14 protein-coding genes are annotated in these 16,009 nt (G+C 53.6%); 8 read left to right on the top strand and 6 right to left on the bottom strand.

Going from position 1 to position 16,009, the window contains the following annotated elements; all coding sequences use genetic code 11:
- Positions 1-139: 139 nt before the first annotated feature.
- The 7 genes from gyrA to R0J87_RS09560 all read left to right on the top strand — a co-directional run bounded on the left by gyrA (position 140) and on the right by R0J87_RS09560 (position 10,538).
- The gene (gyrA, locus tag R0J87_RS09590) at positions 140-2,839 is read left to right on the top strand and encodes a DNA gyrase subunit A (RefSeq protein WP_498885824.1); all 2,700 of its coding nucleotides are present in this window, start codon (positions 140-142) and stop codon (positions 2,837-2,839) included.
- Positions 2,823-3,926 carry a 3-phosphoserine/phosphohydroxythreonine transaminase gene (serC, locus tag R0J87_RS09585; RefSeq protein WP_498885822.1) on the top strand — a complete coding sequence of 368 codons (1,104 nt, stop codon included), beginning with the start codon at positions 2,823-2,825 and terminating at the stop codon, positions 3,924-3,926. Before gyrA ends, serC begins: the two co-directional genes overlap by 17 nt.
- 5 nt (positions 3,927-3,931) lie before the next feature.
- Complete coding sequence (gene pheA / locus R0J87_RS09580) at positions 3,932-5,023, top strand: prephenate dehydratase (RefSeq protein ID WP_311063999.1); 1,092 nt, start codon at positions 3,932-3,934, stop codon at positions 5,021-5,023.
- A 29-nt stretch (positions 5,024-5,052) separates the two neighbouring features.
- Positions 5,053-7,308, top strand: a complete 2,256-nt coding sequence (locus tag R0J87_RS09575; RefSeq protein WP_498885879.1) for a bifunctional prephenate dehydrogenase/3-phosphoshikimate 1-carboxyvinyltransferase — start codon at positions 5,053-5,055, stop codon at positions 7,306-7,308.
- Positions 7,298-7,987, top strand: a complete 690-nt coding sequence (gene cmk, locus R0J87_RS09570) for a (d)CMP kinase (RefSeq protein WP_498885821.1) — start codon at positions 7,298-7,300, stop codon at positions 7,985-7,987. Before R0J87_RS09575 ends, cmk begins: the two co-directional genes overlap by 11 nt.
- Positions 7,988-8,171: 184 nt before the next feature.
- Positions 8,172-9,851 (top strand): 30S ribosomal protein S1, encoded by a 1,680-nt coding sequence (gene rpsA / locus R0J87_RS09565; RefSeq protein ID WP_404341709.1) that lies wholly within the window; start codon positions 8,172-8,174, stop codon positions 9,849-9,851.
- A gap of 312 nt (positions 9,852-10,163) precedes the next feature.
- The gene (locus tag R0J87_RS09560; protein ID WP_404341707.1) at positions 10,164-10,538 is read left to right on the top strand and encodes a histone-like nucleoid-structuring protein, MvaT/MvaU family; all 375 of its coding nucleotides are present in this window, start codon (positions 10,164-10,166) and stop codon (positions 10,536-10,538) included.
- A gap of 65 nt (positions 10,539-10,603) precedes the next feature.
- On the opposite strand, the gene R0J87_RS09555 is transcribed toward R0J87_RS09560, so the two are convergent.
- Positions 10,604-11,467 (bottom strand): helix-turn-helix transcriptional regulator, encoded by an 864-nt coding sequence (locus tag R0J87_RS09555; protein WP_498885820.1) that lies wholly within the window; start codon positions 11,465-11,467, stop codon positions 10,604-10,606.
- A 351-nt stretch (positions 11,468-11,818) separates the two neighbouring features.
- Between R0J87_RS09555 and R0J87_RS09550 the strand changes: the two genes are divergently transcribed.
- A complete protein-coding gene (locus tag R0J87_RS09550) occupies positions 11,819-12,181 on the top strand; it encodes a hypothetical protein (protein WP_404341705.1) in 363 nt (120 codons plus the stop codon).
- Here R0J87_RS09550 and R0J87_RS09545 read toward each other — a convergent pair.
- From R0J87_RS09545 to R0J87_RS09525, 5 genes are read right to left on the bottom strand one after another with little or no spacing between them, the layout of a single operon-like run.
- The gene (locus tag R0J87_RS09545; RefSeq protein ID WP_498885819.1) at positions 12,158-13,027 is read right to left on the bottom strand and encodes a DNA replication terminus site-binding protein; all 870 of its coding nucleotides are present in this window, start codon (positions 13,025-13,027) and stop codon (positions 12,158-12,160) included. The genes R0J87_RS09550 and R0J87_RS09545 overlap by 24 nt on opposite strands.
- A 15-nt stretch (positions 13,028-13,042) precedes the next feature.
- Complete coding sequence (yacG, locus tag R0J87_RS09540) at positions 13,043-13,276, bottom strand: DNA gyrase inhibitor YacG (RefSeq protein WP_404341701.1); 234 nt, start codon at positions 13,274-13,276, stop codon at positions 13,043-13,045.
- An 11-nt stretch (positions 13,277-13,287) separates the two neighbouring features.
- Positions 13,288-13,890, bottom strand: coding sequence for a dephospho-CoA kinase (gene coaE, locus R0J87_RS09535; protein ID WP_498885818.1), 603 nt, complete (start codon positions 13,888-13,890; stop codon positions 13,288-13,290).
- 12 nt (positions 13,891-13,902) lie between these two features.
- Complete coding sequence (locus R0J87_RS09530; RefSeq protein ID WP_498885816.1) at positions 13,903-14,748, bottom strand: prepilin peptidase; 846 nt, start codon at positions 14,746-14,748, stop codon at positions 13,903-13,905.
- A gap of 30 nt (positions 14,749-14,778) precedes the next feature.
- Entirely contained in the window at positions 14,779-16,008 is a 1,230-nt protein-coding gene (locus R0J87_RS09525; protein WP_498885815.1) for a type II secretion system F family protein, read from the bottom strand.
- Position 16,009 lies beyond the last annotated feature (1 nt).

Below are 16,009 nucleotides of genomic sequence, written 5' to 3'. Positions count from 1 at the left end.
GTCACCGACTGCCCTTGATGCGTATGCGGTGGTATGATGTCAATGTATCTGCGCGCCGTCTTTGTTTACTACTAAAGGCGGCATTTTCAAGCGCTTTCAACTCTCGCAGTGCCAATGCAGTGCAAAGGATCTGACTTTCATGGGTGACATCGCCAGAGAAATCTTGCCCGTCAATATTGAAGACGAGCTCAAACAGTCGTACCTCGACTATGCGATGAGTGTCATTATCGGTCGTGCGCTTCCTGATGTGCGTGACGGCCTTAAACCCGTTCACCGGCGTGTGCTGTTTGCCATGCATGAACTGGGTAATGACTGGAATAAACCGTACAAGAAGTCGGCGCGTGTCGTCGGCGATGTCATCGGTAAGTACCACCCGCACGGTGACAGTGCGGTGTATGACACCATCGTACGTATGGCCCAGCACTTTTCCATGCGTCATGTGCTGGTCGATGGTCAAGGTAACTTTGGTTCCATCGATGGTGATAACGCTGCTGCCATGCGTTATACCGAGGTGCGCATGTCGCGCCTGGCCCACGAACTATTAGCTGACTTAGAAAAAGATACGGTCGATTGGGTCGATAACTACGACGGCACCGAGCGTATTCCTGAAGTGCTGCCCACGAAGGTTCCCAACCTGTTAATTAACGGGTCATCGGGTATCGCTGTGGGCATGGCCACTAATATTCCACCGCACAACATGCGGGAAGTGATTGATGGTTGCCTAGCGCTCATCGACGACTATACGTTAACCGTCGATGACCTAATGCAATATATCCCTGGCCCTGATTTCCCCACCGGCGGCATTATCAATGGCCGCGCGGGTATTCTGGATGCTTACCGCACCGGACGTGGCCGTATTTACGTGCGTGCCTGTCATACCATTGAGCATCACGACAAAACCGGCCGTGATCACATCATCATCACTGAGCTTCCGTATCAGGTAAACAAAGCGCGGCTGATTGAAAAAATCGCCGAGCTGGTCAAAGAGAAAAAGATCGAAGGCATTGCGGAACTGCGCGATGAGTCTGATAAAGACGGCCTGCGCGTGGTGATCGAGATCAAACGCGGCGAGTCCGGCGAAGTCGTGGTGAATAACCTCTTTGCTCAGACGCAGCTGCAAAACGTATTCGGCATCAACATGGTGGCGCTGGAGAACGGCCAGCCCCGCACGTTGAACCTCAAAGAGATGCTGGAAGCGTTTATTCGTCACCGTCGTGAAGTGGTGACCCGGCGTACACTGTATGAACTTAAGAAAGCGCGTGAGCGTGGCCATCTGCTTGAAGGTCTAGCTGTCGCGATCTCGAACATCGATGAAGTTATCGAGCTGATTAAGGCCTCGCCTAACGCCGCTGAAGCACGTGAAAAGCTGCTGGCGAAAGTGTGGAAGCCGGGCCAAGTGACGGCGATGCTGGAGCGTGCTGGCGCGACCTCCTGCAAGCCTGAAGATCTGGATGAGGGCTTTGGTCTTAACCCATCGGCGACCGAGTACCGTCTCTCTCCGGCCCAGGCCCAGGCAATTCTAGAGCTGCGCCTGCACCGCCTTACCGGGCTTGAGACTGAGAAGCTGCTTGATGAGTACCTCTCAATTCTCGAAAAGATCGCTGAATTCACAGAGATTCTGGCTTCCGCAGATCGTCTTATGGAAGTTATCCGTGAAGAGCTACACGCGGTGCGTGACCAGTTTGGTAATGACCGCCGCACGGAAATTCAAGCCAGCCACTTGGATCTCTCCATTGAAGACCTGATTGCGGAAGAGGATATGGTAGTTACCGTCTCCCGCTCTGGTTATGCGAAGACTCAACCGCTGTCTGATTACCAGGCCCAGCGCCGCGGCGGCCGTGGCAAATCGGCCACCGCCATGAAAGATGAGGATGTGATTGAGCACCTGCTCGTGGCATCTACCCACGACACCGTGCTGCTGTTCTCTAACCGCGGCAAAGTGTACTGGCTGAAAGTGTATGAAATGCCCAATGCCAGCCGTGGCTCCCGTGGTAAGCCGCTGGTGAACATGCTGCCGCTGGAAGAGGGCGAGTCGGTGAATGCCATTCTTCCGGTACGGGATTATGACCCCGAACATTACATCTTCTTCGCCACTGCGAATGGTACGGTCAAACGTACCAGTCTTGAGCAGTTCTCTCGCCCGCGTAGCGTTGGCCTGATTGCGATCGACCTGGAAGAGGGTGACCGCTTGGTCGGTGCTGCCATTACGTCGGGTTCCGATCACGCCATGCTGCTCTCCTCTAACGGCAAAGCAATCCGCTTTGAAGAGGGCAATGTTCGCGCGATGGGCCGTACCGCTCGCGGCGTACGCGGTATGCGCTTGGCAGGCAATGCGGAAGTGATCAGCCTGATTATTCCGAAGAGCCAGCAGATTGATGCTGAAGCGGATGCCGACGCTGAGGTGGATGCCCAGGCAGAAGCGGTGGAGCAAGCCCAGGGTGAGGGGCAGATTTACATCCTCACGGCTAGCGAGAATGGTTACGGTAAGCGTACCCGTTTGGAAGAGTTCCCGCTGCGCGGACGCGGTGGTCAGGGCGTTATTGCCATGCAGACCAGCGAGCGTAACGGTTCGCTAGTGGCGGCCATGCAGATTTATGACAGTGATGAGATGATGCTGATCACTGACCGTGGCACGCTGGTACGCACCCGTGTAGAGGAGGTTTCGACCACCTCACGCAACACGCAGGGTGTAATGCTGATTCGCTTAGGTAAAGAAGAGAAATTGGTCAAAACCGTTCGCGTGGATGAGCCTGAGGAATTGGATGTTTTAGAGGCGGGCGAGCCAGGCGATGCAGACAATGGCGCACAGGAACCGGGAACCGATGACACGTCATTATAATTTTTGCGCAGGGCCAGCGGCCCTGCCAAGCGCTGTCCTTGAACGTGCTCGTAGTGAACTGCTTGACTACCAGGGCCGCGGTTTGTCGGTCATGGAGATGAGTCACCGCAGCGATGAGTTTGTGGCGATTGCTGAGCGTGCTGAAGCGGACCTGCGTGAGCTGCTGGCGATTCCTGATCACTACAAAGCGCTCTTCTTGCAGGGCGGTGCCAGCATGCAGTTCTCGATGCTGCCGATGAATTTGTTGGGCCAGGGCGGTAGCGCTAACTTTATCCAGACCGGTATCTGGGGCAAAAAAGCACTGAGCGAAGCGAAGCGGCTGGGTTTCTCCTGCCACTTGGCAGGTAACAGTGAATCCAATGGCCACACAGCGGTCCCCGACGAAGCGTCGCTGTCAATCAGCGATGATGCGGCTTATTTGCACTACACGTCGAATGAGACCATTGGTGGGTTGGAGTTCGATTACACGCCCCAGGTGGCCCGCGCCGATGGCACCGCAGTGCCGCTGGTGTGCGATATGTCATCGAATATTCTCTCTGGCCCTATTGATGTCAGTGATTTTGGTGTGATCTACGCGGGCGCTCAGAAAAATATTGGCCCGGCGGGTCTCACCATTGTCTTGGTACGTGACGATCTGCTGGGCAACGCGCCTAGCACGATTCCTTCACTGTTCGACTACAAGCTGCTCGCTGAGGCTGGGTCGATGGTGAACACTCCGCCTACCTACGCTTGGTACCTGTCCGGCTTGGTCTTCCAATGGCTTAAGCATGATATCGGCGGCTTAGACGCGATGGATGCCATGAATCAGCGTAAAGCCCGCAAGCTGTACGCTGCGATTGATGCCAGCGACTTCTACAGCAACCCGATTGCAGTGGCTAACCGCTCGCGCATGAACGTGCCGTTTGTGCTAGCAGATGACCGGCTAGATAGCGCGTTTTTACAAGAAGCTGACGAGGCAGGCCTGCTTAACCTTAAAGGTCATCGCAGCGTGGGTGGTATGCGTGCGAGCTTGTATAACGCGGTGCCTGAAGAAGCAGTAGATGCCTTAATCGCCTTTATGGCGGATTTTGAACAACGAAGAGGCTAACCATCATGTCCGATACGCCGATCAATTTAGACGACCTACGTCAACGTATCGACCAGTTGGATGGCGATATTCTGCGCATGATCAGCGAACGTGCTAGCTGTGCGCAGCAGGTAGCGCACGTAAAACTTGCGCAAGATAAAGACGCTGTTTTTTATCGCCCTGAGCGGGAAGCTCAAGTGCTGCGTCGTATTATGGCGCTCAATCAAGGCCCGCTTGATTCCGAAGAGATGGCTCGGCTATTTCGCGAAATCATGTCGGCTTGTCTTGCGCTAGAGCAGCCGGTCAAAGTGGCCTATCTAGGCCCAGAGGGCACGTTTACTCAGCAAGCGGCGCTCAAGCACTTTGGTGAAAGTGCCGTTAGCTTGCCGATGGCGGCCATTGATGAAGTTTTCCGCGAGGTAGAAGCGGGTGCGGTGAACTATGGCGTCGTCCCGGTAGAGAACTCTACCGAAGGGGTGGTGAACCACACCCTTGATACCTTTATGGACTCTTCCATCAAGATTTGTGGCGAGGTAGTACTACGCATTCACCACCATCTCTTGATTAGCGAAACAACACGCAAAGACAAAGTATCGCGCATCTATTCGCACCCCCAGTCGTTTGGCCAGTGTCGTAAATGGCTGGATGCGCACTACCCGCATGCTGAGCGTGTGCCGGTCTCTTCCAACGCTGAAGCGGCTAAATTGGTGAAAACCGAATGGCACAGCGCGGCGATTGCGGGCGACATGGCGGCTAAGCTCTACGGCTTGGAGCGCATTGCCGATAAAATCGAAGACCGCCCGGATAACTCGACGCGCTTTTTGATTATCGGTAATCAAGATGTGCCGATGTCAGGCGAAGACAAAACTTCCATTGTGGTGGCCATGCGTAACCAGCCAGGTGCTCTCCACGACCTGTTGGAGCCGTTTCATCGCCATAAAATCGATTTAACACGTATCGAGACTCGTCCTTCGCGTACAGGCGTATGGAATTACGTGTTCTTTATTGATTTTAAAGGCCATCGTGATGAGCCGGGTGTGGCCGCTGTGCTTGAAGAGGTGCGCCTGCGCGCTTCTGAATTGCGCGTGTTGGGCTCTTACCCTCAGGGCGTGCTGTGACGGTGTTAGCACAAGGTGCTGGGCGTGAAGTGTGTCATGAACCGCGAATTTTAATCGTCGGGCTAGGCTTAATTGGTGGTTCGTTAGCAGCGGCGCTGCGTGCTTCTGGTTTTTCCGGGGAAATTATTGCCTGCGACCCTAATGAAGACGAGATTGCTCTGGGTATTGAGCTGGGGCTGGTTAACGCTGGCGGCACGCAGTTAGCTGAGCTGCTGGATGATGTTTCCATGGTGGTCCTGGCAGTGCCCGTACTGGCAATGGAAAGCGTGATGACCACGCTGGCCCAGGCGCTTCCTAACGCGGCTGATGATGTAGTGATCACCGATGTGGGCAGTACCAAAGCCACCATTCGTGAGTGTGCTGAGCGCGTTTTTGGTTGTGTATTGCCTAATATCGTCTTAGGGCATCCTATCGCGGGTTCAGAAAAAAGTGGGGTGGCAGCGGCCAACCCGACGCTTTATGTTAATCACAAAGTGATTCTGACGCCCGAACCTAACGTGGATGCTGATGCACTGGCACGCGTAGAAAAGCTCTGGCAGGCCTGTGGTGCGGAAGTCTTGCAAATGAGCGTTGAGCGTCACGATCAGGTGCTGGCGCGGACGAGTCACCTGCCGCACCTATTGGCGTTCTCTCTAGTGGATACGCTGGCGCGTCAGGATGAGCGGCTGGATATTTTTCGCTACGCTGCGGGCGGATTTCGTGATTTTACCCGTATTGCAGGCAGCGACCCGGTCATGTGGCGGGATATTTTTATCGCCAACCGAGAAGCAGTGCTGTCGTCATTAGACGACTTTGAAGCAGGTTTAAAGCGTCTTCGTCACGCCGTTGAAAGCGGTGATAGCGATGCGCTAATTGCAACGTTTGATCGTGCCAGCCACGCGCGACACTATTTTGATACGTTATTGAATAAAACCAGTTATCAGGCGGAATATCATATGCAACCACACGGTAAAGTGACTTATCGCGTGCAGCCGGGCGGCCAAGCGCAAGGCCGTCTTCGCGTGCCGGGCGATAAATCCATGTCTCACCGCTCCATTATGTTGGGCGCCTTGGCAGAAGGTGTTACCGAGGTAAAAGGCTTCCTGGAAGGTGAAGATAGTCTGGCAACGCTGCAGGCCTTTCGTGAAATGGGCGTGGCGATCGAGGGGCCGCACCAAGGTCGAGTCACTATACATGGTGTGGGGATGCATGGTTTAAAAGCACCGGCAGGGCCGCTGTATGTGGGTAACTCCGGTACGGCTATGCGGCTGTTTGCAGGGCTTCTGGCTGGCCAGTCGTTTGATAGTGAGCTGACAGGCGATGAGTCGCTGACCAAGCGGCCGATGGGGCGTGTGGCTGACCCGCTGCGCCTGATGGGGGCAGCGATTGATACCGCTGAAGGCGGTCGTCCTCCGCTTAAAATTCACGGCGGCGCCCCGCTGAAAGGTATTCGCTACGACATGCCGATGGCCAGCGCGCAGGTAAAGTCATGCCTACTGCTTGCTGGGCTCTATGCCGAAGGTGAAACCCGTGTACGTGAGCCGGCGCCGACCCGCGATCATACCGAGCGCATGCTTAACGGCTTTGGCTACTCTGTTTCCCGCGAAGGGGATACCTGTTGGCTGCAAGGTGGCGGCACGTTAACAGCTGGCCCGATTGACGTACCTTCTGATATTTCTTCAGCCACGTTCTTTTTAGTGGCTGGGGCTATTACGCCGGGTTCCGATATCACGTTAGAGCATGTGGGTATTAACCCCACACGTATTGGCGTTATCAATATTTTGACGTTGATGGGCGCTGATTTAACACTTGAGAATGAGCGTGAAGTGGGTGGCGAGCCGGTGGCGGATATTCGTATTCGTTACGCACCGCTGAAAGGAATTGATATCCCAGTTGACCAAGTGCCTCTGGCGATTGACGAGTTCCCTGCGCTGTTTATCGCTGCCGCTAACGCCCAGGGCACCACCCGCCTGCGCGGTGCGGAAGAGCTACGTGTCAAAGAGTCTGATCGTATTCAGGCAATGGCCGATGGCTTGGCGATTTTGGGCGTTGAGCACACGGTGGTGGAAGACGGTATTGATATTGTCGGTAACGGCAACGATAGCGTGTCGAGCTATGGTGGTGGACGCATCGATAGCTTGGGCGACCACCGCATTGCCATGGCATTTGCCATTGCGTCCCTGCGTGCGGGTGCTGAAATTATCATCGATGACTGCGCAAACGTGGCCACCTCCTTCCCTGATTTTGTTGCGCTGGCCCAGCGTATTGGAATGAGTGTGGACGTGGAGGGTGCCAATGACCGCTAAGGTACCTGTGCTGACAATCGATGGCCCCGGCGGCGCCGGTAAAGGCACGATTAGCAGCCTCGTGGCCGAGCGTTTAGGTTGGCACTTGTTAGATAGCGGGGCGCTCTATCGGCTAACGGCTCAGGCAGCTGTCAAGCATGGTGTGGCGCTAGATGACGAGCCAGCGCTAGCAGCGATTGCGGCAGAGCTGGATGTGGCTTTTCCGGTGGAAGAGGGACAGCCGCGCACTCTGCTAGAAGGTGAAGAGGTCGGGCACGCTATTCGTACAGAGCAAGCAGGGGAGCGTGCCTCTCAAGTGGCTGCGCTTCCTCTGGTGCGCGCTGCTTTACTGCAGCGTCAGCGAGATTTTTGTCAAACTCCGGGGTTGGTGGCAGATGGTCGTGATATGGGTACCGTGGTGTTTCCCGATGCGCCATTAAAGATTTTTCTGACTGCCAGCGCCGAAGAACGGGCTCGTAGGCGGCATCTACAGTTGCAGGAAGCAGGGGTGGATGCTAGTCTGTCGAGTCTTTTAAAGGAGATTCAGGCACGCGATGCACGCGATACGCAGCGCAGTGTGGCTCCTCTCAAGCCGGCAAATGATGCCATTACGCTTGATACCACGCGCCTGAGCATACCGGAAGTGGTTGATCAACTGACCGAACTGCTTGCCCAACGCGGCATGTCTAACGGCATTTGATTCTCCCTTGCGGCGTTTTTGGAAAGGTGTCACGACGTGGCAGGGCGACAGCACCATCTCAGTGAGCCCGGTCAGGTCTAACCAGCGCTAACGCCTCCAAAAGCTGAGTGACATTAGGCCCGTACTTGCTGGTGGTGCGGAGAAGGCATTTATGCCTCAACAACGTTGATCACGTAGGAAAACCATGAGCGAAAGCTTTGCTGAACTGTTTGAACAGTCTCTTAACGACATCAACATGGAGCCAGGCGCCATTGTCGCGGCTCAGGTTGTCGACATTGACGGTGACTGGGTTACCGTTAACGCTGGTCTGAAATCTGAAGGTCAGATCCCGGCGTCACAATTCCGCGATGAAAACGGTCAGCTGACCATCGCTATCGGTGACGACGTTCACGTTGCACTTGAAGCTGTTGAAGATGGCTTCGGTGAGACTCGTCTGTCCCGTGAAAAAGCCAAGCGCGCAGAAGCTTGGAAGATTCTGGAAGCAGCCTTCGAGAAAGACGAAATCGTCAAGGGCGTGATCAACGGTAAAGTCAAAGGCGGCTTCACTGTCGACGTCGACTCTATCCGTGCCTTCTTGCCGGGCTCTCTGGTTGACGTTCGTCCGGTTCGCGATACTGCGCACCTGGAAAACAAAGAACTAGACTTCAAAGTCATCAAGCTTGATCCGAAGCGCAACAACGTCGTTGTATCGCGTCGTGCCGTCCTGGAAGCAGAAAACAGTGCCGAGCGCGAAGCGCTGCTGGCGACTCTGCAAGAAGGTCAGCAAATCAAGGGTATCGTTAAGAACCTGACTGATTACGGTGCTTTCGTTGATCTGGGCGGCGTTGATGGCTTGCTGCACATCACCGACATGGCGTGGAAGCGCATTAAGCATCCGTCTGAAATCGTTGCTGTTGGCGACGAGATCAACGTCAAAGTGCTGAAGTTTGACCGTGAGCGCAACCGCGTTTCACTGGGTCTGAAGCAGCTGGGCGAAGATCCGTGGGTCAACATCAAAGAGCGTTACCCGGAAGGCATGAAAGTGCACGCTGTGGTCACTAATCTGACCGATTACGGCTGCTTTGCTGAGCTGGAAGAAGGCGTTGAAGGTCTGGTTCACGTTTCTGAAATGGACTGGACTAACAAGAATATCCATCCGTCTAAAGTTGTTCAAGTGGGCGACGATGTTGACGTGATGGTTCTTGATATCGACGAAGAGCGTCGTCGTATTTCTCTGGGTATCAAGCAGTGCACTGCTAACCCGTGGGAAACGTTCAACGCTGAGTACAACAAGGGCGACCGTGTTTCCGGTACCATCAAGTCAATCACTGACTTCGGTATCTTCATCGGCCTTGAAGGCGGTATCGACGGTTTGGTTCACCTGTCCGATATCTCTTGGACAGAGACTGGCGAAGAAGCCGTTCGCAACTTCAAGAAAGGCGACGAGGCAGAAGCGGTTATTCTGTCTATCGACCCGGAGCGCGAGCGTATTTCTCTAGGTATCAAGCAAATGGATTCCGATCCGGTTGCTGAATACCTGTCAGTGAATGATAAAGGCAGCATCGTTACTGGCCGCGTCGTAGAAGTTGACGCTAAAGAAGCTCACATCGAGCTGGCAACTGACGTTATTGCTATCCTGAAAGCCTCTGAAATCAGTGCTGACCGTGTAGAAGACGCGCGTAACGTACTGAACGAAGGCGACAGCGTTGAAGCGCGTATTGTTAGCGTCGATCGTAAGAGCCGTCAGATCAGTCTGTCGGTCAAAGCGAAAGAGCAAGATGATACTCGCCAAAACCTGAAGAAACTGCGTGATCAAGAGCCAGAAGCCGCAGGTGGTCCGACCACTATCGGTGATCTGATCAAGCAGCAGATGGGTCAAGACTAAGTTATTAGTCTCGCCTACAAAAACGCCGCCCTATGGGGCGGCGTTTTTTTTGCAAAAATTTACAACTACTCTCTTTAGTTTCTTAATCAGAAGTAAGTCGTCGCTAGGTTGTCGCAAGAGTTGCTTATCGGAATAGTTGCTTTAACAGTTGTGAGTTTTGTGAAATTGTTTAGTAAATGGATCAAAATCAACTAGACTGTTGTCAATTAGCATAATTAAGGCAATAATGTCATCGCATCCTGAGCTAGTCGGTATTGAGTTGTCCAGCTGAATGCCATTGAAGTTACATCTAAGCTAAAAAAAGGACCTCCTATGTCTCTATTAAATGATTACATTCAGAAAGAGCAGCAGCTTAAGCAGCTGCAAGAAGAGCTACAGCGTTTAGAAGGCGACCAGCGTCTAAAGAGCGAGCTTGAGTTTAAGGCCAAGCTAGAAGCCCTGATGAACGAGTTTGGCAAGCGCCCGGCTGAGGTTATTGCACTGCTGGATCCGACAGCAGACCAGCGCAGCAGCGCTAAAGCGCCTGCGGCTTCTACGCGCCGTAAGCGTCGTTTAAAGATCTACAAGAACCCGCATTCAGGTGAAGTGATCGAAACCCGTGGCGGCAACCACAAAGGTCTTCGCAGCTGGAAAGACGAGCATGGCGATGAAGCCGTCGAGTCCTGGCTCGTGCGCATGGAAGACTAAGATATTCAGTCCGGCATTTCCTCAAAGAAATGCCGGATTTGTTTTAGTGGCGTGTAGTAGGATATTTAGGTGCGAATGTTGGGATGAGCGGTAAGCGCGTTGAGAAGTGGTACGCGTAGCTCTAGGTGGTCTTTATGCCATAGAACGCGTGGTGACTCGCCGCTAATATGAAACGAACGCTCTTGTGGAACGATGGCCAGCAGTGTTGACGTCAATGCATCAGATAGCTGGTCAAAATGCTCAAAGCACGTTTTTGCAAAATGCTGGGCAGGAGAATCAACCCGCCGATAAGCAACTGGTAATGCTAAGTTCTCCATTGTTGAGGTTGGCTCTAAATAGAGCCCAACATCGGTTCTTAACTTATTTTGTAAGACACTGGCATCTAGTGCTTCAACTTTATCAGCCAGTAGGTCGGGCAAAGCCACTGTTGGCGTTGCTTGCCCGAGTTGAGCTTCAAAGCAGCTGAGATGGTTGGCATGATGTTTTTTGCTGCCTAACCCCGAAATCGTCTCCGGTGCTTCATAAACCCGCATAAAAACAGCCTGACGCGGGCGGCTCTTTTCAATAGTAATGGTAAACTGCTGTTCTGGTGCGGCTAAGTGGCGCATGCCACTAATGGCTTGCCGATAATGGCGAGGCGTTAATTGATAGCGTCGCTGAAACGCTCGCGAAAACGATGAGTGATTGACATAGCCACAGCGAATGGCAATTTGCGCTATATTTTGTGAGGTAAGCGAAAGAAGAACCGCGGCGCGCTCTAGACGTCGCTGCTCTCGGTAAGCGCTAGGGGACGTGTTGAAGCAGTGGCGAAATTGGCGACGCACCTGTGACGCTGAATATCCCAAATGATTGGCTAGGTCTTCGATACTCAGTGCTTGATCCAGCGTGTCCTGTAGCCAGATCTCAGCTCGCGACATTGCATTGAACATTATCTGGCCTCCTATGCGTGAGTCATACAGGTTAATTTCTTACCTGTAGGGCACCCTCCCGGTGCTTGTTGGTGCTGGTAGCCAACAGCGCTTTACACTGTGAGCAGTGTGGGTGTGTCGTTTAAACGATAATCCTGGGTACGTGATGGAACAGTATGTCTATATTCATCGTCACTCGGTAAAACAATGTTACCGATGGGTGATGCCATCATGGAGTTGTCTTTATGCTGCTAAGCGAAAGCAAAGGCAAGTTTGCTAAGAATGTTTACGCGTTTGTGCACAGTTTTCAATGAAAAAGGTCTGTTGAACAGGCGTATCGACCATATCTTGTAAGGTGTAAATGAAACATCAATGAAATATCAAAAGGTTCCAAAACAACTGGATGAGCGTGAGAAGCTGCGTAAGTTTCGCGAGCTAGATGACGCCTTTGCGCAAGCATTGCGTCAGTTGGAAGACCCTAATAGCGATTTTGATATTCCAACCGGGCCTCCTGTACGTTCGCTAGCTGACCTAGAAGCCGATGACCAGGTAGCCGAAGAGAAAGCGCAGGAGCAGCGCTTTGCAGAGCGTTTAAAGGCGCTTCTAAACGAGTATGACCAGTCAGAGCGAGACGTTAGTGAGCTGATTGAGACGCTGTTAGCTTACGGCTTGTGGGAGCGTGAGCAGATTCCAGCCTTGCATGCATCTTCATTATCGGTAGCGATACACTCGTAAGCTGGGTAAGAACGCATCACTTTCCAATTTTTCATCTCGTCGTTTTGCGCGTGTACGCTCCGTTGGAGGTGTCAGCGGTGGTGCTTTAATGTGCGGTAAACGCTCTTCATGTGCGGGCACAATTAACGGCATGGCAATGTTTAATGCTCGCCTTGTGTGTCCGTCCTCAAGTGGCTCGGTAAAAAATAGGTTGGCGCGCATCAGCGGCGCTTGGCTTTGCACTTGTGCCAGAGGTTCGCTGCTGGGTATTCCAGCAAGCTTACGCAATTGTATACGTATGTGCGGAGCGTCAGTATCCAGCTGCATTAGTTTTTGCTCTGCTTGCTGCACCGACAGCCGTTTAATAGAGCGCCCGCTGCTGTACCAAGCAAAACGCACCCTGGAGACAGGTGCTTCAGCGATAGGGAGCTGACGCCAGCACTGTTTTAAGTGCAGCCTGGCCAAGCCGCCTTGGCGTAACACGTTACCTACATCTGGGTGGCGTTGTGGAAGGCGCTGTTTGGCGTCGCTAAGGGCGCTAGAATCGCTCTGTTTGATACCTTGCAGTAGCTCACTGATAGTCGCTTTTGCGCTATTGACCTCTTTGAAGGCCGCCATGAGTTCATCGTTGGCAGCAATCAACGCAATATAGTTGCGCGTCTCGCGCCCATCTTGATGTTGCTGATGCCACATATCTAGCAACGCCGCTCTTAGCCACCCAGAAGGGCTGATACCCTCGAAGTGCCACGTGCCCGGCGCCGTAGTCTCATACAGCGTAGCCGCCCGATCAATGCGAGCCATGAGCCGGTCAAACGTATCATCCAGCTCATGAAGCAGATGATATAGCGGGCGAGAAGTATCCGGCATTAGCAATCCATCATCTTAAGAGAGCGGGGCGTCTTTATCGGCTTGTGCCAGCAGCGTCTCAATATCGGCTTCATCCATAGCGGATTCTCCAGAGATGCGATGTGACTCTTCAGCCCAGGCACCTAAGTCGAGTAACTGGCAGCGCTTACTGCAAAACGGCCGATAGATACTTTCGGGGCTCCACGGCACCCGTTTGCCGCACTGTGGGCAGTCTACTTCAAGCGGTGCGTCATTTGCGGGGACGGGCATGGTGGTTTCCTTTACGTTCGGGTGATGCTGGCTCGGTAACGCTGATCTAACGCGCTGACTTGTTCTCGAGTGTCATTCACTCCGTGGCTGTTGTCGATAACATCGTCAGCGCGCGCGAGGCGCTCATGTCGAGGTAATTGGGCGGCGAGGATAGCACGCACCTGTGCTTCGCTCACCTTATCGCGTGCCAGCGTTCGCGCAAGCTGCTCTTCTTCCGGTACGTCAACTACCAGCGTGCGTTGAGCAAGTTGATCCTGACCGGATTCAAACAGCAGCGGAGAAACGAGCAGCACATAAGGGGATGACGTACTTAAATGCTCAAGGTGAGCGAGCAATCGCTCACGAATACTTGGATGAGTAACTGATTCAAGCCAGATGCGCTGGCTAGGATCGTCAAATACTATTTGTCGTAACGCTGCCCGGTTGAGAGTGCCGTCTTGGTTAATCGCCTGATCACCAAACCTCTTGGCAATGGCTGCCAGGGCAGGCTCTCCGGGCGCGACCACCTCGCGTGCCACATCATCGGCATCCACCCAGCCAATGCCAAGTTCTCCAAATGCACGGGCGACGGTGGATTTTCCCGAGCCAATACCGCCAGTGACGCCAATAATCATCGGATTCCTTTTTTAATAGCTTAGCGAAATGTAAAGCGCCATCAGCTCATCACCGACGAGCAACCCGACCCAGCCCGCTAAAGCTAAAAACGGCCCAAAAGGCATGGGTTGCCCACGCAGACGGGGTGAGGCGGTCTGAATAAGCAGTCCTATGATGGCGCCTAGTCCTGCAGATACTATTAATAGCAGTGGCAGCATACTCCAGCCTAACCAGGCGCCGAGCGCGGCCAGCAGTTTGAAATCGCCAAAGCCCATACCTTCTTTACCAGTGATTAGTTTGAAGAGCCAATAGAAGCTCCATAGCACTAAGTAGCCTGCCATCGCGCCCATCACTGCATTAGGCAGCATTAGGGGTTGAAACAGCAGCTGGTAAAGTAAGCCTGCCCATAACAGTGGTAGCGTCAGAATATCGGGCAATAGATAGGTGCGTAGGTCAATCACGGCCAGCACCAATAAGGTCATGCACGCAGCATAAACAAATAGGCTCGCAACGCTCCAGCCGTGCAGCGCTAACACAGCCATTGCCAATAAGCCGCCCATCAGCTCAACCACTGGGTATTGAGGGCTTATTTTGGTTTGGCAGTGAGCACACCGGCCACGCCGCTTTAGCCAGCCTAGCAAGGGAACATTATCGTGCCAGGCGATAGGCTGCTCACAGCTAGGGCACATGGAGGGCGGATAAGCGATGTTGAAGCGCGGTGCAGGCTCTATTGGTTGCTCAAGAGAGGCTAGCGCCTCGTTGCGCCACTGGCGCATTAGCATAACGGGCAAGCGAGTAATGACGACGTTTAAGAAACTGCCTACACATAGGCCCATCACCAGAACACATAATGTCAACAGCAGTGGCGGTAAGCCCATGGTGCTCCTAGTCAAATAAAGAGTGGTTGGTTAAAGCGCGGTACCGATTTCGAAAATAGGCAGATACATGGAAACAACAACGCCGCCAACAAGCGCGCCGAGAACCACGATAATAATAGGTTCCATGAGAGAGGTCAGGGCATCCACTTTATTATCAACCTCTTCTTCATAGTAATCCGCGACCCGGTTTAGCATCGCATCCAGAGACCCTGCTTCTTCACCAATGCTGACCATTTGAACGGCGAGGGCTGGAAAGCGGTTGGTCATGCGCATGGCAAAATGCAGCTGCTGGCCGGTGGTCACGTCTTGGCGCACTTCGTTAATCGCTTTGATATAAACACGATTGTCCGCCGCGCCGGCGGCAGTTTCTAAGCCTTCAATTAGCGGCACACCGGAGGCAAACGTGGTGGCCAGCGTGCGGGTAAAACGCGACACCGCCGATTTGTGCATAATATCACCAATCACCGGTAGCTTGAGCATTAAGCCATCCAGCCGATAGGCCACTTTGGGTGAGCGCCTGGCCGCCGCTTTCAACAGCATCACGCCACCCACCAGTAGGCCAAGGGCGTGCAGCCAATATTGCTGCGCCATCTCGGAAAGGTTCACCGTGAACTGAGTAAGTGCAGGCAGCTCTGCACCAAAGCCCTGGAACATGCTTTCAAACTCAGGCACTACTTTGATCAGCAGCAGCATCGTGACCCCAACACCAATGGCCATCACCGAAGTGGGGTACCAAAGCGCTTTTTTAACCCGGTTTTTAAGCGACTCTACTTTCTCTTTGTAACTGGCAATACGCTCCAGCATTTGATCAAGCGCACCCGCCTGTTCGCCCGCATCGACTAAGTTGACGAATAAGCGGTCAAATTGTTTAGGGTGCTTGGCCATGGCGCTGGAGAGACTATCACCCGACGAGACGTCTTCCATAATCTGCTGCGTCAGCGCCACCATCGCCGGTTTTTTAAGGCTTTCTGACACCGCTTGCAGCGCCTGCAAGATAGGGATGCCCGCACGCACCATCGTCGCCATTTGACGGGCAAACACCATGATGTCGACATTCGTGACCTTGCCCCGCCCGCTGAAGCTGCTGCGCTTCTGTATTTTGCTGGCCACAATGCGCTGCTTGGCCAACTGCTCGACCACGTCATCTTTCGTGCGGCCAATCAGCTCGCCGCGCATGGGGCGATCTTGCGGGCCTTTGCCCGACCACTTCCAGCGGTGCAGCGGTGCTGGTTTAGCGCGGCGCGCCTTGGCTTTAGCCATT

The organism is Halomonas sp. SIMBA_159 (genome assembly GCF_046536035.1).
GTDB lineage: Bacteria > Pseudomonadota > Gammaproteobacteria > Pseudomonadales > Halomonadaceae > Vreelandella > Vreelandella venusta_A.
This window is presented reverse-complemented; position numbering and strand designations above follow the sequence as displayed.